13 protein-coding genes and 1 CRISPR repeat array are annotated in these 18,036 nt (G+C 66.2%); of the genes, 5 read left to right on the top strand and 8 right to left on the bottom strand.

The features are described 5' to 3' along the window. Positions 1–5 precede the first annotated feature (5 nt). From RC1_RS16720 to cas6, 5 genes are all read left to right on the top strand, one after another. Complete coding sequence (locus RC1_RS16720; protein WP_012568630.1) at positions 6–452, top strand: type II toxin-antitoxin system YhaV family toxin; 447 nt, start codon at positions 6–8, stop codon at positions 450–452. Between the two features lie 128 nt (positions 453–580). Continuing rightward, positions 581–2,728 carry a prolyl oligopeptidase family serine peptidase gene (locus RC1_RS16715; RefSeq protein WP_012568629.1) on the top strand — a complete coding sequence of 716 codons (2,148 nt, stop codon included), beginning with the start codon at positions 581–583 and terminating at the stop codon, positions 2,726–2,728. Between the two features lie 157 nt (positions 2,729–2,885). After that, entirely contained in the window at positions 2,886–3,374 is a 489-nt protein-coding gene (locus RC1_RS16710; RefSeq protein ID WP_012568628.1) for a DUF29 domain-containing protein, read from the top strand. Then, positions 3,371–3,946, top strand: a complete 576-nt coding sequence (locus RC1_RS20405; RefSeq protein ID WP_012568627.1) for a GNAT family N-acetyltransferase — start codon at positions 3,371–3,373, stop codon at positions 3,944–3,946. Before RC1_RS16710 ends, RC1_RS20405 begins: the two co-directional genes overlap by 4 nt. A gap of 165 nt (positions 3,947–4,111) precedes the next feature. After that, the gene (cas6, locus tag RC1_RS16700; protein ID WP_012568626.1) at positions 4,112–5,020 is read left to right on the top strand and encodes a CRISPR system precrRNA processing endoribonuclease RAMP protein Cas6; all 909 of its coding nucleotides are present in this window, start codon (positions 4,112–4,114) and stop codon (positions 5,018–5,020) included. Between the two features lie 39 nt (positions 5,021–5,059). Next, positions 5,060–7,137: a CRISPR direct-repeat array (repeat unit 37 nt; unit sequence GTTTCAGTCCCCTCGGTAGCGGGGAGAGGGCTGCGGA). 225 nt (positions 7,138–7,362) lie between these two features. On the opposite strand, the gene cas2 is transcribed toward cas6, so the two are convergent. From cas2 to cas10, 8 genes are all read right to left on the bottom strand, one after another. Next, positions 7,363–7,743, bottom strand: a complete 381-nt coding sequence (gene cas2 / locus RC1_RS16695) for a CRISPR-associated endonuclease Cas2 (protein ID WP_012568625.1) — start codon at positions 7,741–7,743, stop codon at positions 7,363–7,365. Between the two features lie 30 nt (positions 7,744–7,773). Further along, on the bottom strand, positions 7,774–8,826 hold the full coding sequence (gene cas1, locus RC1_RS16690; RefSeq protein WP_012568624.1) for a CRISPR-associated endonuclease Cas1: 1,053 nt from the start codon (positions 8,824–8,826) through the stop codon (positions 7,774–7,776). Between the two features lie 10 nt (positions 8,827–8,836). Then, a complete protein-coding gene (locus tag RC1_RS20950) occupies positions 8,837–10,441 on the bottom strand; it encodes a TM1812 family CRISPR-associated protein (protein WP_012568623.1) in 1,605 nt (534 codons plus the stop codon). A gap of 107 nt (positions 10,442–10,548) precedes the next feature. Next, complete coding sequence (gene cmr6, locus RC1_RS20945) at positions 10,549–12,831, bottom strand: type III-B CRISPR module RAMP protein Cmr6 (protein ID WP_012568622.1); 2,283 nt, start codon at positions 12,829–12,831, stop codon at positions 10,549–10,551. Beyond that, entirely contained in the window at positions 12,806–13,474 is a 669-nt protein-coding gene (gene cmr5 / locus RC1_RS20940; protein ID WP_188346934.1) for a type III-B CRISPR module-associated protein Cmr5, read from the bottom strand. The genes cmr6 and cmr5 overlap by 26 nt, the downstream gene beginning before the upstream one ends. After that, positions 13,471–14,367 carry a type III-B CRISPR module RAMP protein Cmr4 gene (gene cmr4 / locus RC1_RS16670; protein ID WP_012568620.1) on the bottom strand — a complete coding sequence of 299 codons (897 nt, stop codon included), beginning with the start codon at positions 14,365–14,367 and terminating at the stop codon, positions 13,471–13,473. The genes cmr5 and cmr4 overlap by 4 nt, the downstream gene beginning before the upstream one ends. Continuing rightward, positions 14,360–15,451 (bottom strand): type III-B CRISPR module-associated protein Cmr3, encoded by a 1,092-nt coding sequence (gene cmr3 / locus RC1_RS16665; RefSeq protein WP_083759356.1) that lies wholly within the window; start codon positions 15,449–15,451, stop codon positions 14,360–14,362. The genes cmr4 and cmr3 overlap by 8 nt, the downstream gene beginning before the upstream one ends. A 15-nt stretch (positions 15,452–15,466) precedes the next feature. Continuing rightward, positions 15,467–17,569 carry a type III-B CRISPR-associated protein Cas10/Cmr2 gene (gene cas10 / locus RC1_RS20935; RefSeq protein WP_083759355.1) on the bottom strand — a complete coding sequence of 701 codons (2,103 nt, stop codon included), beginning with the start codon at positions 17,567–17,569 and terminating at the stop codon, positions 15,467–15,469. Between the last annotated feature and the right edge of the window lie 467 nt (positions 17,570–18,036).

Below are 18,036 nucleotides of genomic sequence, written 5' to 3'. Positions count from 1 at the left end.
GGGCGATGCCTGTCATCCGCAACGGCTGGCGCCTGCTGGAATATCCCGCCCTGACGGCGAGCCTGGACCGGCTGGCCGACAGCGTCCGCCGGCTGCGCGCGGCGGACCCGGTGGACTATGTCCACCATCCCAACGCCAAGCTGCTGGGCCGGCTGCTGACCATCATGCTGGTGGAGGTGCCGGCCGACCCGAACCGGGCCGACTACCGGCTGAAGGGGCCACTCTCGCCCTGGCGGCGCGTTGCGACCGGGCGCTGGCGGCTCTTCTTCCGCTTCGACAGCAGCAGCCGGATCATCGCCTACTGCTGGCTGAACGGAGCGGACGGGCTGCGCAAGGACGGCGATGCCGGCGATCCCTATGCCGTGTTCGGGCGCATGGTCGCGCGGGGCACCCCGCCGGAGGACTGGCCCGCCCTGCTGCGGGCCTGCCGCGACGCGGCGCGGGAAGGATAGGCCGGGGGCGTGTCCCCGACCGGACCCCCGACCCGGGGCCGAAGCTGTCCTTCCGCCACCCTCCGGGGGATGGTAAACCCCGAGGAAGGGGGGCGGCCGCCCCCGTCAGGAGGCTTGGAGAAGAAACGATGGCGAAGACGGGTTCCCTTCTCGCGGCGCTGGCCGCCGGTCTGCTGGCCGGCACGGGGCTGGCCGGTGCCGCCCTGGCACAGCAGCAGACGGCACAGGTCAAGGACATGGCGGCGGACGAGTTCCAGTGGCTTGAGGAGGTCGAGGGCGACAAGGCCATCGCCTGGGCCCGCGAGCAGAACGCGAAGACGCTCGCCCGGCTGGAGAAGGACCCCCGTTTCGAACCGCTGCGGGCCGAGGCCGAGCGCATCCTGACGGCGCGCGACCGCATCCCCTACGGCTCGCTGGAAGGCGGGGTGGTCGATAATTTCTGGCAGGACGAGAACCATGTCCGCGGCCTCTGGCGCCGCACCACGGTGGACAGCTACCGCACGGCCGATCCGGCCTGGGACGTGGTGCTGGACATCGACGCCCTGGCCAGGGAAGAGAACGAGAACTGGGTCTACCAGGGCCATCTCTGCCTGGCGCCGGACAGCAGCCGCTGCCTCGTCCGGCTGTCGCGCGGCGGCAAGGACGCCGCCGTGATCCGCGAGTTCGACGTCGAGAAGAAGGCGTTCGTGAAGGGCGGCTTCGTCCTGTTCGAGGCCAAGCAGTGGTACGCCTGGGCCGACCAGGACACGCTGCTGGTCGCCAGCGATTTCGGCCCCGACAGCATGACCGACAGCGGCTATCCGCGGCAGGTCCGGCTGTGGAAGCGCGGCACCGAGCTTACCAAGGCGCCCGTGCTGCTGACCGTGGCGAAGGATGACGTCTGGGCCCGGCCGCTGGCGATCCACCGGCCGGAGGGCACGGTGCTGCTGCTGAACCGCGGCCCCGACTTCTTCACCGAGGAATGGCATCTGGTCGGCAAGGACGGCAAGACCACGAAGCTGGCGCTGCCGCTGACCGTGGAGTTGCAGGGCACCTTCCAGGGCCGGCTGCTGCTGCTGCTGCGCGCCGCCTGGACGGTGGGCGGGAAGACCCTGCCGCAGGGCGCGCTGGTCGCCGTGCCGCTGGCGGAGATCGAAGGCGGTGCCGCGCCGAAGACCGCCGAGCTGATCCTGGCGCCGACGGACACGGTCGCCATCCAGTCCGTCGCCATCGCCAAGGACGCCGTCTACGCCGCCCTGCTGGACGACGTGAAGGGCCGGCTGACGGCGCTGACCCCGGGCAAGGACGGCTGGGTCCGCAAGGACGTGGCCCTGCCCGAGGCCGGCAGCCTCCGCATCGTCTCCACCGACAGCTTCAGCACCGACGTGCTGGTCAACTTCGCCAGCTTCCTGCAGCCCGACACGCTGTACCTGATGCCGGGCGGTGGCGCGCCGGAGGCGATCAAGTCGCTGCCGGCCCGCTTCGACGCCGCCCCCTTCACCACCGAGCAGCGTTTCGCCACCAGCGCCGACGGCACCCGCGTCCCCTACTTCATCGTGAAGCGCAAGGGGCTGGAGCCGACCGGCGACGCCCCGACCCTGATGTACGGCTATGGCGGGTTCGAGATCAGCTCGACGCCGTCCTATCTCTCGCCCCTGTCCAAGGCGTGGCTGGAGGCGGGCGGGGTCTATGCCGTCGCCAACATCCGCGGCGGCGGCGAGTACGGGCCGCGCTGGCATCAGGCGGCGCTGAAGGAGAACCGGCAGCGCGCCTTCGACGACTTCGCCGCCGTGGCGGAGGATCTGGTGAAGACGAAGGTCACCAGCCCGAAGCGGCTGGGCATCTTCGGCGGCTCCAACGGCGGCCTGCTGGTCGGCACCGCCTTCACCCAGCGGCCGGACCTCTACAGCGCCGTGATCTGCGCCGTGCCGCTGCTGGACATGCTGCGCTACAACAAGCTGCTGGCCGGCGCGTCGTGGATGGGCGAGTACGGCAATCCCGACATCCCCGAGGAACGGGCCTATATCGAGAAGTACAGCCCGTACCAGAACGTGAAGAAGGACAAGGACTACCCCGAGGTCTTCTTCTACACCTCGACCAAGGACGACCGCGTGCACCCCGGCCATGCCCGCAAGATGGCGGCCCGGATGCAGGCCCAGGGCCATCCGGTGCTCTATTACGAGAACATCGAGGGCGGCCACTCGGCGGCGGCCAACCTGAAGCAGCGCGCCTTCATCACCGGCCTGCAGGGGGTCTACCTCATGCAAAAGCTGATGGACCCGCCGAAGGACCGCTGACCGGCAGGGTCGCCGGACGGTCCGGCGACGACATTTCTGCGGAAGAACACGCCGCGCGGGGGAGCCCCCCGCGCGGCGTTTTCCGTTGAGGGGCCGGCCCCCCGCAGCCGCTGGACCGCCATCGGGGGCCACGCTACCATCGCGGCCGGAGGGACCGATGCGCGATCCGCTGGGATACGACACCGACATCTTCGCCTGGTCGCAGCATCAGGCGCAGGTTCTCCGCGGTCTGGCGAAGGGCCGGCGGGACCTGCCCAACGACCTCGACCTCCAGCATGTGGCCGAGGAGATCGAGGATTTGGGCATCTCCGAACTGCGGACCGTGGAATCCCTGCTGCGCCGGGTCCTGGGCCACGGCATCAAGCTCGCCGCCTCGCCCGAGGCGTTGGCGGCGGCCGGCTGGCGGCGGGAGATCCGCACCTGGCAGGGTGATGCCCTGACCCGCTTCAGCGAGGGCATGCGCCAGCGTCTTGATCTGGAGCGGGCCTGGAGGCTGGCCCGGCGTGACGCGCTCGCGGACCTTGCAGAGTACGGGGAGACCGCCCCGGACCTGCCCGCCCCCTGCCCCGCCGGGCTCGACCTGCTGCTCGACGAGGGGTTCGAGCCCGATGCCCTGGCTGCGCTGATCCGGGGGGATGCTGCATGAGCACCGAATCCGTGAACGCCGGTCCCGTGAATGCGGACCCTGCCGGTCTGGTGGCGGCCGCGGTGGCGGAGACCTACCACAGTGCGCGGCTGGAGTTCCGCCCCCAGGTGCCCGACGATGCCGGGGCCTTTGCGGCCCTCCTGGGCGGGGACCGGGACGCCATCATGATGACGGCCTCCATGCCCTGGCCCTGCACGGAGGAGGCGATGCGCCGGTGGATCGAGGGGCGGGGCACGGCCAGCCCCTACTTCACCATCCGCCGCCGCGAGGACGGCGCCGTGCTGGGCAGCATCGGCTGGAAGGACGCGAAGCCGGTGGCCGTGATCGGCTACTGGATCGGCCTCCCCTTCCGCGGGCAGGGGTATGTGCAGGAGGCCGTGGCCTTCGCGCTGGACCTGCTGCGCGAGCGCGGCTACCGCGAGGTGGTGGGCAACACCTTCGCGCAGAACCACGTCTCCCGCCGGGTGCTGGAGCGGATGGGCTTCGCCTATGACGGCGACTATGTCTCCGACCTGCCGCAGCGCGGCGGCCAGCGTCCGTCCTGTCGGTACGTCTACCGCCTGGCGGACTGAAGGGCGGTCCGTCCGGCCGGTGTCCGGACGGGCGCTCGACGCGGACGCCGACGCGCATCATCCGGCCCGCAGCATGCCGTCAGCGACCGCTGCACGTTGACGCGCGGCCGGGCTCGATGAAAGCTGCGGCTTCTGAGCCATCTGCTTTGGAGCCCGGGCCTGCACATGCTCCCGACAGCCGACCTTCCCCCGGCCTCCGCCCTGGCCGATGAGCTGCGCGTCGCCCTCGCCTCGGTGCATGTCAAGGCCCGGAGACTGGTGCTGGATACGCCGGGCGTGATGACCACGGTGCCGATGCTGCGCGGGGTCTGGGGCGCGGCTCTGCACGACCATGACCCGGGCTGCTACGCCGCCGTTTTCGAGGGGCGTGCCGAATCGGGGGCAGAGGCGCATCCGCGGTATCTGCTGCGCCCCGCGCCCCCGGATGCGGTGGACTGGCCGGCGGTGGAGTGGATCAGCATGGCAGAGGCCCTGCACCAAGACCCTGCCCTTCTGGAGGGCTGGCTGCTGGCCTCGGCGCGCGGGCTGGGGCCGGAGCGCCGACCCTTCGCCGTCCGGGCGATCCGGTCACTGGGGCCGGACGGACAGGTACGGGCAGGCACGGCCGACCCGTTCGGCCTGGATCAGGTGGTCTGGCCCCTGGGCACGGCAGGGGAGGCCACGGCCGGGCTGCCCTGCCGTCTGGTCTTCGATGTGCCGGTGCGGATGCTGCGCCGGGGGCGGCTGATCGACCAGCCCACCCTGCCGGACATCGTGGCGGTCGGTCTGCGGCGGCTGTCCCGGCTGGCCGGGGCCACGGCCGGGAACGGAGGCGCGGCACTGTCCGCCCTGAACGGGCCGGCGCTCGCCTGGGCGCGGGCGCTGCCGGCCGGCCGATGGCGGGGCAGCCCGGCCCACCTGCACCGGTATTCCGCGAACCAGGGCGAACTGGACCTGCACGGGGTGACAGGCTCGCTCGACCTGCCGGAGGGACCGGGGCCGCTCTGGCCCCTGCTGGCCGCGCTCGGCTGGGTGCATCTGGGCAAGGCCACGGTGTTCGGGCTGGGGCAGGTGCTCATCCAGCCCCTGGAGTGACCCCCGCGCCCTCCATCCCCGCAAGAACGAACCGCCCGCGCCTCTCCCCCCTCGATAGCGGGGAGAGGGCTGCGGGTTGAATGGCAAGCTACATAGAGAGGATGGCCCCGCTGTGTTTCAGTCCCCTCGGTAGCGGGGAGAGGGCTGCGGACACCATTTCCCCGTGCGGGCGGTACGCGTCGTTCGTCGTTTCAGTCCCCTCGGTAGCGGGGAGAGGGCTGCGGGTTCTGTACGGCCGACCCCTTCGCCTCGGCCCGCGTCCTGTTTCAGTCCCCTCGGTAGCGGGGAGAGGGCTGCGGACTGCATGCTCGAAAACGGATGCGTCTCCGACATGCTCAAGTTTCAGTCCCCTCGGTAGCGGGGAGAGGGCTGCGGACCGGCTGGACTGTTTCAGCGGCTAAAGGAAGCGGGGTGTTTCAGTCCCCTCGGTAGCGGGGAGAGGGCTGCGGAGCGTCCCGGTTGCGGCTCTGGGCGTCGGGGACGCCCTGTTTCAGTCCCCTCGGTAGCGGGGAGAGGGCTGCGGAGCGATTGCCGTCGCGTGCCTCACGACGGGGCAGCACCTGTTTCAGTCCCCTCGGTAGCGGGGAGAGGGCTGCGGACGCTGGACGCCGCCAAAGCCGACGGCACGCGCATCGCCGCGGGTTTCAGTCCCCTCGGTAGCGGGGAGAGGGCTGCGGATTTGGTCGTGACATCACGATGGTGGCGAGCGGCGCGAGTTTCAGTCCCCTCGGTAGCGGGGAGAGGGCTGCGGACTCGGTCTGGACATGATCGGCAGGATGGTCGTCGTCCGCACCGTTTCAGTCCCCTCGGTAGCGGGGAGAGGGCTGCGGACAGCATCCGTTTCAATCAGGATGCCGTACTGGAGTACGGGTTTCAGTCCCCTCGGTAGCGGGGAGAGGGCTGCGGCGGCGAAGTCCAGCCCCTTGGAGCGCATCTCCGAGAGGAGTTTCAGTCCCCTCGGTAGCGGGGAGAGGGCTGCGGCTGCGGACCGCGGACTGACGCTCACACCCTGCGCCCGCGTTTCAGTCCCCTCGGTAGCGGGGAGAGGGCTGCGGGTCGCCCGCCATTCGGGTAATGGCGTCCGCCGCACGTGGTTTCAGTCCCCTCGGTAGCGGGGAGAGGGCTGCGGTTGACGGCAATTCTTATGTGTCAGCGAGCATGAATATTGTTTCAGTCCCCTCGGTAGCGGGGAGAGGGCTGCGGGTCCCCGCACCACTCCGTTATTGCTCTCGCGTCCCTTGGGTTTCAGTCCCCTCGGTAGCGGGGAGAGGGCTGCGGGATATCACCGTCGGTTTCTTCGGCGGGGGCTCGCCCGCGTTTCAGTCCCCTCGGTAGCGGGGAGAGGGCTGCGGAAACACCCGCGGACGGCGGCACCGTCGTGACGGCTGGGGAGTTTCAGTCCCCTCGGTAGCGGGGAGAGGGCTGCGGAGCGGCTCTGCTTGAGTTGATGGAAGAGGAACCCGACCGGGTTTCAGTCCCCTCGGTAGCGGGGAGAGGGCTGCGGAGTTTTCTTAGCAGACCGGACGTTCCGACGCAAGCCGCGATGGTTTCAGTCCCCTCGGTAGCGGGGAGAGGGCTGCGGAAAGCTCACCTTCGACACGTTGACCGTGGAGGCCAACCTCGTTTCAGTCCCCTCGGTAGCGGGGAGAGGGCTGCGGAGCGAGCGTCAATCATCGTAGCTCGGCGCGGCGCTCCTGTTTCAGTCCCCTCGGTAGCGGGGAGAGGGCTGCGGACTGGTGGCTCCATCCCGAGGACGACATCGACCTCGACGACGTTTCAGTCCCCTCGGTAGCGGGGAGAGGGCTGCGGACTTTTATGATACCGACGAGGAAGAGCGCGAAATCGTCCAGCATGTTTCAGTCCCCTCGGTAGCGGGGAGAGGGCTGCGGAGTGGCGTAACGATGGGTGTAACGCACGTTGGACCAACCGCGTTTCAGTCCCCTCGGTAGCGGGGAGAGGGCTGCGGACTGGATGCGGAAACGCTGGTGGCGCTTGCCGAGGTGGCGTTTCAGTCCCCTCGGTAGCGGGGAGAGGGCTGCGGATCGACCGTTGGCGACGTGACGAGATGGAGGAGGTGCTCGTTTCAGTCCCCTCGGTAGCGGGGAGAGGGCTGCGGAAGCAGCCCTGAAAAGACAAAGTGGAGCAAAGGCATGGCCGGCGGTTTCTCGTAACCGGCCCGGCGCCCGGCCCGCAGCCCACCTCTTCAGCCGCCGTCGGCGCGGGAAGAAGGTTTTTTTCTTCACAGTTTCAAGACCCTGGCCCGAATCGTGAGCCCCCCCGGCCCTGGCATGCCACAGCGGTTACGATTCCCCTTGCCTGCCGACCGTCCGTTTCCTTGAGGATCAGACGATGATCCAATTCTGGTGTACGGGCTTGTCCGGCGCAACCCCCAGATCGACGCGGCGGGCATCACAACTGCCGCACTGGGGATAGATGCTGATCCGATCCTGTCCGGCGTCGATCAGAGCGGTCAGTTCGCGGATCATGCGGGCATGGAGCTGTTTGGAGATCAGCACCTCGAACACGCTCTTCTGGACCCGCTGGCCATAGCTGTCCAGGCAGTTGGACACCTTCACGCGGCGCCTGTTGTCGATGATGTCATAGGAGACGACGTAGCGGTTCATCGGCGGCTTCCCGGTCAGCAGGGTGGCAAGGGTATCGACATCGGCATCGAACGGGTCCTCGAAGAACTCGTCATCGTCGGGGTCGGTCCACAGCGCCATGATGCGGCCCCGCTCCGCGTGCGCAGCCGGTCAGCCGCCGAAGCGGAAGGGGCGGTACGGCTCGCCCCCGCGCAGATCGGCGACCAGACGGTCAACCTGGCGCTGGATCAGCCGATGCACGTCCAGCCGCTGCCCGGACGGCGTTCCCTGTTCACGCAGCGGCCGGGCGAGCTGGGCCTCCCACTCCTCCAGAAAGGTGCGGCGCCCTTCCACCGTCAGGCGCACGCCCCCGGGCCGTTCGGCATCGGCTTCGAACATGTCGGGCTTCAGCATGCGCAGATTGCACAGGCGCAGCACCAGCCGGTCGACGACCGGCTGGCGCAGCTCCTCCAGCAGGTCCAGAGCCAGCGACGGCCGGCCGGGACGCAACGCATGAAAGAACCCCAGACAGGGATCGATCCCGCGTGCCTCCAGCAGCCCGGCGATGCGGTTGCCCAGCAGCACATAGCCGAAGGACAGCATGGAATTGGCGGGGTCGGGCGGGGGCCGCTGGGCCCGGCCGGTGAACCGGATGTCCCCCACGAAGGCGGCGCGCAGGCCGGCGAAGTACTGGCGCGCCCCGTTGCCCTCGATGCCGAGAAGGGTTTCCGGCGTGACGGCATCGGCGACCGTGGCGGCGGTCCGCTCCACCTCCGCGATGGCCCGTGCGATGTCCGGGTTGGACTGGTTGCTGCGGACGGCGCGCAGCACCTCGGCAGCGTTGTGCAGCTTGGCCGCCACCACGCCGCGCGCCCGGATCAGCCGCTCCTCCGGGGTATGATGCAGCGTGTACTGATGCAGGCGGAGATCGGCCGTGCGCGCCTCGGGCGGGACCACCCGGGCGGCCAGATTGCCGCCGCCGTCCAGCAGAGCCACGGTGATCCGGTGGGCCATGCACAGCCGCATGGCGTTCGGCGTCAGCGCCGTCTGGCCCAGCAGCACCAGCGTCTCCAGCCGGTGTGGTTCGATGCTGGTCAGGCGCTTGCGGCGGATCGGCCCGTCATCCGGCCCGCCGTCGTCGGCCTGCACCTCGATCCAGACGGACAGGGAGCCGGACTCGGTGCGCACGATGGCGCCGGGGACGGTGACATAGAGGGTGGTCACGGGCGGGGATTCAGACGGGGTAGGCGCGGAAGCGCACGAAGCGGAAGCGATAGCGCCGGCTGCCGTCCGGCTCCGTCTCCATTTCCCGGTCGGTGGTGGCCGCCAGACAGACAACGCCATCTCTGTAAAGCTCGCGCACCAGCGCGAAGGCCAGTGTGAATTCGCCTTGGATCATCGCATGGGTGGTGCCGGGGGGCACCTGCTTGGCAAGGTCCCGGGCAATCTGACTGATGGCAGCGTCATCTGCTTCGGGCGGCACTGCGGGGAAGGGCAGATCACGGATTTCCGGCGCGAGCTTCCGTGCGGCCTCCCGCTGGGTGGCCTCCCACTCGGCACTGGGGTGGTTGGAAAGGTTGAGGAAGAGAGGGGACGACTGAGTTTCCTCAGGGATCTGAGCGGTGGCAAGGTTCTCCACAAGTTTCCTGACACCGTTCGCAATCTGCGGCGCTCCAGCCGGACCTCTATTGAAACCGGCATGCAGCAGGTCATTGCGTAGCTGTCCATCTCCCCTGGCGTTTGAATCCAGTCGGCGCCAACGACATTCCGCCTCGTCTCGAGCTTTTTTGGAGAAGCTCTGCCCTGGCCGACCGGCTTCAGGTTGCGCATAGAGACTCACCATCCCCTCGCGGACAATCGCCGCCGCCTCCATGTAGCGGTCCATCTCCAGATAGCGACGGGCCAGGGCGGCCATGGTCTTCTGGGCGTCGGGACCGGACAGGGTGTCCACACCGTCGGGCAGGACCAGATCGGCCGCCATGGTCCGCAGCCGATCGATGATGGTTGTCAGAGCGGGATGCCCCTTAAGCTCTGTATCGAGTTCGTCGATCTTGGCTTTCAGCTTCTGCGCCGTCCCGGTCGGCAACAGAAGGCTTCCGGTACGCAGCGTGGCAAGATCAGCGGCGAAATCCTCAAGCGGCCTCTTCAAACCGGTGAGCCCGGGCTTCGTCCCTGGACGCCCCCCTTCATCCCAACGGCGGAACAGCGCCCCAGCGTCTCGACTCGTCAGCGCAACCAGATCTTTGCCGCGGCCGGTGCGCAGGAACAGCATGATCGCCTGAGCCCAATCGACGATGTCGAGGAAGGAAGTGAGATCAATGATGGGGGTTCGATCCTCTGCATCCCTGGCTTCGAAAGCGCCATAGACCAGCGTGACCGAGCGGCTGTCGTCCAGGTTTCGCGTCAAGCGGGTAAAGGCCGCCGCAGCACCGGCCAGAAAGGGCTGGGATCGGAAGCCATGGGTGATGTCCATGACCGTTCCGCCCGACATGGCCTCTGGCGGGTCCAGGTGCGTGCGGCAGATCTCGAAGATCCGCCACAGTTCCGACTGATCCTTGCCATCGGGGATGTCCACGAACTTCGGCGCAGGCAGCCCGACCTCTTGAAAGGCTGCGGGCAGTCGTTCCTGCCACGTCTCCCTGGCCTTTGCCGTGGTCAGCAGTACGGTTTCAGCCGGCTGCAAAATACGCGTCAACGCCAGGGAGACATGCTTTGTTTGAATCGGCCCCTCGCCCCGTCCCTCCCAAAAATAGCGAGTAGGTTTGTAATCATTCTGCCCCGATTCGTTTTTCGAACCAAGTCCAACAAAGCTGATAAGACGATCAATATTTTTAGCCATGTCGACATCTCCATCATTAATAATTAGGCAAAAGTGATAGAGTTCATTTCAGGAAAGGATATACAAGATGTTCTGACTTCATTATCCATCGGCCAGAAGAATGGCCATCATCGTCGCCGACCGGCTCCACCGCTCGGCCCACTATTCTGTGAAGTTATCGGCGATTTAGGCGGTGCGTCATCCCTCAGCGTTGGCCATCCGAAATCGGTCCTGCTGCGGATGACAAGTTCTACCTCATCCCCTGCCTTACAGTTCGACGGGACATCCTGGGTGTTCTGAATCGGCCCAACAGTCCCGTTTTGCGGGTAGCGCGCTTTCCACCCGCCCTTTTTCGTCTTCTCCTCAAGCAGGACTGCCCTGACCCGTGTGCCTGGGGCGGGCAAGCTGTTCTGCTGGAAAGGGGCAGGATTCGACGAACGGAGCGCTGACTGACCAAGTCTGGACAGGGCAGGATCAGAGCACCTGCGGCCAAGCTCCTCCCGAAGGCGCTCGAACAAGTCGGCGAACAGGGCGCGCCCGCCATCCTTGCCCCCTAGATTGCGTGACGGGAACGCGACGACCCGCAGTGCCAGCGTGCCATTCGCGCTACGAGTAAGATGATAGTGGACAGGCGATGCATCGCGGAACCGCTCTGGCAGCACCTCCCTTGGCCGCCTCGGGTGATCGTGGCCAAGCCAGACAGGCGGTTCCCAGTTCGCTTGCTGTCGAATTCCATCTCTGTTGGTGATCGGGCCATCGTCTTTAGGGCCATGAATTTTGCGAGGCAAACCCAGCACCTGTTTTGCCGGGTTGTGTTTATATTTCTGAGCAAAGGCTTGGGTCGCATAACCGACCTGGTCCAATGCGAACCAGGGATTCCGCCATGGCAGGTCTATCTCCAATGGTCCCATCAGATCGTCGATGGAAGCAGTCTCGGCTTTCGAGGGCATTGAAACAATGCGATAGATCGAACGAAACTCTGCCGCTGCAGATTTACAGTCGTTCAAAGAATCTATAAGAGATTCTGATCCGACCCGAATCTGTACATCTGCAAATGATCCGAAGCCCTTTCTGCTTTTAGAGCCAGCGCCCCCAAAATTACAAAGCAACCACAATGCGGAGGCTGCCTGACGAAGAACCAGAGGGGAGCGAGCCGTCAAGGTAAGCTGCCATCTTGATCCTGCCTCCATGCACCATCTCTGCCGGCGTATATTTTTGGATTTTTCGTCCATACCATAGGACGAATAGAACAATCCTTGGGTTGTTTTTTTGCCAGAAGGCTTCTGGAGATTATTTTTATTGTAGAATCCAGCGTCATCTTTATCGAACTTAAAGCACCCCTTCTTCTCAATCGGTGTCAAGGCTACTCTGACGGAGCCTCCGGTCTTGACATCGCCCCAGACCAGAGTTTCAAGGTTTTTCAGGTCCTTAAGAGAGACGTGGGCCACGTGCAGGGTGCGCCACCACCAGCGAAGCAGGCCGCGCAGGGTGGCGGGGCGCAGATCGCAGTCATTTCCGTCCTGCGTGGCACCCGCGAAGAAGGCGGGGCTGACGAGATCCAGCGTGACGGTCAGCGAGCGTTCCGCCGGTGGCGCCGGGCGTGGCCCCTCCACCGGCACGAAGGTGCCATAGCCGGCGTTGGTCTTGGCCCCGGCCCCCTTCACGGTAAGCGCGGCGCGCAACCAGTCCGCCGCCGTGGCGACCAGGGCCGAAGCCAAGGCCGCATCGGCACCGGAGCGGACGGACAGGGCGAAGCTGAACCGCCAGCCCTGCTCCACGGCCAGGAACTGGACCGGCACCGGCTCCATCCAGTCCCCGGGAGGCTCGCTGTCCTGATAGTACTTCTTATGGTGGTTGGTGACGATATCGCGGACCAGCCTGGGCCAGGTCAGCGGCCAGGCGTCATGGAACACGACTGCGCCCGCAGTGCCCGCAACGTTCTTCTTCGGGTCAGGGGAACGACCGAAGATCGCCGTGAAGGTCGGATCATCCTCCGTGAGGCCGGCTTCGGTCAGCGCCCAGGCGCGCGCCATGCCCTTGAGGCCGCTGCCCGGCAGATAGCAGAAACCATGAAGCGGGTGCAGGCAGATGCCGGCATTCTCCAGCGCCGAGGCGCGTGACAGATGCAGGGTGAGCGGTCCCTCGGTCGTCGCCTCGAACCGGGTGGCGCCCAGCGCGTCGAGCATCGCGTTGCGGCGCTTCAGCGCCCAGTCCAGCGCCGCCTTGTCGCCCTTCGTCGCACAGACCTCTTTCAGAGCCTCGGCCTGTAGATCCTTCTGCGCTCCGCCGACGCTGAACTTGTCCAGTTGCAGGCCGGGATGGCGCTCCGGTGGCTGTATGCGGTCGAAACGTGCCCGCGTTCCAGCCGGCACGAACGGCCCGGCGTCAATCCCATTCTGTGTCGTCGCCATCGCCCAGCCCCTCCGCCTCGGCAAAACGGTTCAGCCATTCCAGATAGGCCAGCGTCTCCAGCGTGGCCCGGCGCAGAAAGATTCTGTCGCCGCCCAGGATGTCGCGGATCAGCGCGTCGTCGGATGCGAGGGCCGGAGTGCCGGTAATGTCCGCATCAGACTTGAGACGGGGCAGGACCCACCCGCCGACGGTTTGCAGCAGCAGGACAAGGCCCTCCTTTCGTTTTCCCTCCTTCTCCTTGGCCTTGGCCTTGGCCCGCACGAAGGCCAAGGCCTGGCCCAGCCCGGCGGCCCGGATGCGCATCGGCAGTTTCTTGGCGTGACCGCCGAAGTCTTTTTTCGCCTCTGCCGGGCATGTCTCGATCTTCTTGATGACAGCCCAGGCGTGGGCGGCACGTTGCTGGGCCACGTCCTGGGCACGGGCGGTAACGGACTTCGGCGATGCGGGCGATGAGCCCGCCGCGGCCGATCCGCCTGTAAAACCCTGGCCCCCTGACGCTGGGCCCCCCGCAGGCGTCGACGCCTGCGCAGCCATCGTGGGGTGATACGGGGGGGGACTCACGGCGACCGCCTGGGGCGGTCCGGCCGGCACCGCCTGTCGGGGGTGATGATGGTCACCGCGCCCCTTCGATTTCCTGCTCATCGCGCACCTCCGTCCGCCCATGTCAGGCGGCAGATGCCACGGCCGATGGTCTCATCGGCGCCGATCTGAACCACGTCCAGCTCAGATTGGCGCACCCACGCCAGCACCTCGGCGGCCGGCATCGGCACCTCTGCCCTGCGGCTGGATTCCGCCATGACCAAGGCATGGAACAGGGTCTCGGCCGGAAGCACCTCCTCATAGAAAAGAGCGCCGTTCTTGACCGTCTTGGTCTTCGCGTCCAGTCCGATGCGGGCGACCACCTCGGTCGCATGCTGTACGAAATGACCGAAATCATCATCCGACAGGATCGCCAGATGGGTGCGCATCCGATCCCCGGTCGCCGCATCCACCGTCTGGGCCAGCACCTCCGGCCATAGTCCGGGATCGCCCTCGTAGTCGAAGTCGAACTCCTCCAGGATCAGCGCGGTGTTGTCGATCAGCAGCGGGCTTTCTTGCTCCGGGCCTACCTTCGGACAGCGGACCTTGCCGGTCGTTACGGTCGGTACGGCCGGCAGCGGCTGCTCGCCCACAAGGGCCCGGTCGCGGCAGAACCGGGCCAACACCGTCGGGCAGGTGATCCAGGCGAACACGCCTTTCAGCGACCGCACCGGAAAGGCCAGGATCCGGGCATCGGTCAGCGCCAGCGCACCGGCATGCTCGGCCGCGTTGTCCGTATCGGGGCCGAACACGGCCCAGAGCTGTCCATCGTCATTGTGCTTGCGCTTCATCGCGGCCCGCAGCACGCCCTTGATTGAAGAGGCGGGGATCAACGGCCAATTGGTGTGCCGCTCGCGCTGGACCGGCAGATCGACCACCCCCAGAGCGGTGCCCGAACCCGGGTGCAGGCCGGTCAAGGCATGAATGAACAGGCTTGCTCTCGCCCCATCAGGCATGACGCCACACTCCCTTCAGGACACATCCATAACCAAGATGCCGGTCCTCCGCCGTGCCCGGCCCAAGGGCCAGATCCTCCGGCGGATCACCCGCGAAGAAGAAGACACTTCCAGCCGGCACGGCGAAGCGGGTGGGCTTCGGCTGACGGCGCGCCAGATCCCAGCCGGAGACCGGGACCGGGTCGCGCACGGCGGCCGCCAGCGGTCGCCAGTCCGCGCCCCGCCAACCGCCGTCCAGGAAGGCGGGCGTGGTCAGCACCAGCACCGTTCCGCCCTGATCGGACGCCGGCGTGTCGGGCGGTTCGGGCCAAGGCAGAGCGCCGTCCTTGATCCCGACCCTGACCCGCCGGCCCTCTCCCCCCCAGGCAATGACCTCAGAGGTGCTGAGGACGTCCTTGAGGGCGTCGGTCAGCCCGTCGATCTGGGCGACGAAGGACACACCCTTTCGCAGGCACAGAAAGCCCACCCCATAGAGCATCCCGTCCTCGCCGGTCAGCGTGTCCCCCTTGATCGCCAGCCCGACGCGACGGTCGATGTCATACAGGCAGTCCCCGGGCCAGAGGGTATCGGCGGCCGGCGGGCGGCCCTCCAGAACTTCGGCCATGCCCTTCAGGGTGATGAAGCCACCCGCCGGTTCGGTGACAGCCTCTGTCGCCGCCCATAACGGCCGCTCCCACTCCGGCGCTGCGGTTTCGCGCCAACCGGGCAGGTCATCGCGCAACGGGGTCAGGAGGTGCAGCGCCTGTCCATGCTTTTCCCGATGCAGATGCAGCGGCGCGGGAAGCAGCGGGGCACCGTCCTTCGCCAGCCAGGGCCCGCGGACGGACAGGTCGGCGATGGCGCCCAGATCGGCGCCCTGACCGGCCAGCGCGGCATCCAGCGGTACACCGCGCTCCAGGTCTGACTTCAGCGTCCCGAAATTACAGTTCAGACGCTGCATCAGCGCAGTCCGCAGCGCACCAGCCAGGGTCTGCGGCTGGGGCAGGCCGCTGGTGGCGCCGGTACCGGCGCCGAACGGCTTGCCGCCGCGGAAGAAGAGGCCGTCCAGCGGCTCAAGGATCAAAGTGACAGTTCTTCCGGTCATCGCGCGTTGCCCCTCTCAGCGGTCGCGGCCACGGGCGAGGAAACTGGCATCCTGACAGGCCAGGGCGAAGTCAGCGATCCGCGGGCCATCATGGCCATGGCGGAACCGCTCATAGGCAGCCGCCAGCGCCGCCAGGGCCATGGCCTTGGTGTCGTCATCCGTGGCTGCCGGCGCGAGGTCCAGGATCGGCCCGAGCCGGGCCAGTCTCTCCAGCGTCTCTCCTTCCGACCGGCCGACCTGGCGTTTCAGCTCTGCCGTGCCCGCGTCCACCGGCAACCCGTCCAGGGTGCCGGCCATGCCCCGCAGTCGATAGGCCCAGCGGTCGGAGGCACCATCGCGGAACGCCTCCACCAGCGCGGTCATCCAGGGCACATTCTCCCAGCGCAGAAAGCTGGTCGCATGTTCCCCCGACCGGCGGCGCACCGTCAGCGCCAGACGGTCTCGGCCATCACCCTTTGCCTTCTTCTCCGCCGTGCGGGCAGCGTCCAGCGCCTCCCGCAGATCCTCCTTGTGATGGACCACGGCCACGCCGACCGACAGGCCGGCCTTGTCACCCAATGCGAGCCGTCCCTCATACCACCCCCCGGTGCCGCGGAACGCATTGCGCAAGGCGAGGGCGCAGGACAGGGCACGCGCGGCCGGCAGTACGGCCAATACGTCATCTCCCCCGGAATAGATCAGCCAGCCCTTATGATTTGTGACGATGGCAGGAGCTGCATGGACGGAAAAATTCGCCAAGGCTTCGGAAATCGCCATATGATGCAGGGGCGACATGCGCCGGCCTTGGTCAAGCTTATCCCCCCGCAACCACTGCCCCATATTGTCGCCATCGGCGACGAGAATTGCATAATAAGACGGCGGATTGTTTTTGCTATTTCTTTTAGCCTCCAAGATCTGCGCCCAGACCTCGTCCGGGCAGCGGGCTTCGTCTTTATCCTGATCTTGCCGCACCCAGTGCAGCCACTGCCCGGACCACTCACCCCGATCAGCATACCGCTGCAAATCCGGTCCGGCACCCTCCAGCCACTCCGCGGCTGCCACGGTAGCGGTATCAGGGAAGCGGACATCCTTCGGTTCAAACCCGAACGTGATCTGAGGAAAAGCTGGAAAGGCGAACCGCTTGACCAGGGACTGGGCGCAGAACCGTTCGCTCGGGCGCATCCGCACGCCGCCCATTCTCAACCGATCGGGGGCGACCTTCCAGAAGACCCCATCTCCCATCTGCTCCCAGCTGCCCAGAAGGGTGCATTTCGCTACAGTTCCCGTAGCCTCGGCCGCAGGGTTCACCGGCACCGGCAGGACTGATCGTCGGGCTGCCAGCACCCGGCCGGCGAGGTCCACCAGCCCGATCCAGCCCACCCCTCCACCTTCATCCGCATCCGTCGGAATCCCAAGGCGGGAAAGCGTTGATGCGTCGACATCCAACGGGACCGCCACGGCACGGACATGCAGCATGGCGTCGATCTGCGCATCCCACAGTGCATCCCAGCCGCGGAAATCGTCCATCCGCTCAGCGATCTTTCCCCGCACCGCAGCAGCAATCTCAACCAGCGCGTCCTTCGCAGCTGCCTCGCAGGCACGCGCCAGGGTCGCAGCCTCTGCCCCCTCCTCTCCCCAGGGGACGAGTGCCAGGAACCGATGCGGTAGGCCGGACGTGGGGATGGTTTCTTCGCCCTGCCCAGATCTCTGCCACGGGTTTCCGTACAGGCTGGGCGATATCAGGTTGTGCTTGCCCAGTCTGTCGATCACCGGCCGCATCGCGCAGAACGACAGGTAGGACAGAAGTGCGCTGCCGGTCCGTAGATCGCGGAGCGATCGGGCGGCTGCGATGAAAGGCTGTACGGGCCCCAAGGCAACGGTGAGCAGCCCGAGCCGGTCACTGCTCTGAAGTGCCGCCGCCACCGCCATCCTGAAATGGCCGGGATGGTCGGGCCTGCCCCCTGCCCGTTCGGGAGGTGCGGCACCACCAAACGGGTGGCGCTGTGGATCGGAAGCATCACCATCCTCATGGCAGAACCGGCGAACAACATCCGATTCAGCAGAAGATACTTCCTTCTGACAGGGCACGCCGGACCGAGATGAAATACCAGGTTGATTATTTATAAGTTTATTGTCCATGAAGGCGCATCCTTTAGGGACACAGGAACATCATGGGTGGGCCGCCCCCTTTGAACTGTTCTCAAAAAGCTGCATTGACGGCAAATGCACCCATCAGAAAGCGTATGATGCCTGCACGAAAGAGGTATGTGAAGCTCTATTCGGACGCTACACCGTCCTATCCCAGATTTAGAAGCTCCCTTGGACGGCAGCATCCGCTATGCGCTGCAGCAGACCGTGACGTATCCTGGCCCGAATATTAGAGTCACCATTTAAAGATTTCTCTGTGTATTATCCCAGATAAAAATTTCAATTAATTAAAACAAATTAATAATATAGACAATAAAAATACCCGCAAATAACGCTGATTATCTTGATATCATTCAGAAAGATCATACATTGACACTTGAGTGCTACGGACACTCGCCGGAAGGCGGCAGGCGATCTCCGTGACAAAGGGAGCATTCCAAGCGGTACAGAAACCCGGA

It is taken from the genome of Rhodospirillum centenum SW (assembly GCF_000016185.1).
In the GTDB taxonomy this organism is placed as follows: domain Bacteria; phylum Pseudomonadota; class Alphaproteobacteria; order Azospirillales; family Azospirillaceae; genus Rhodocista; species Rhodocista centena.
This window is presented reverse-complemented; position numbering and strand designations above follow the sequence as displayed.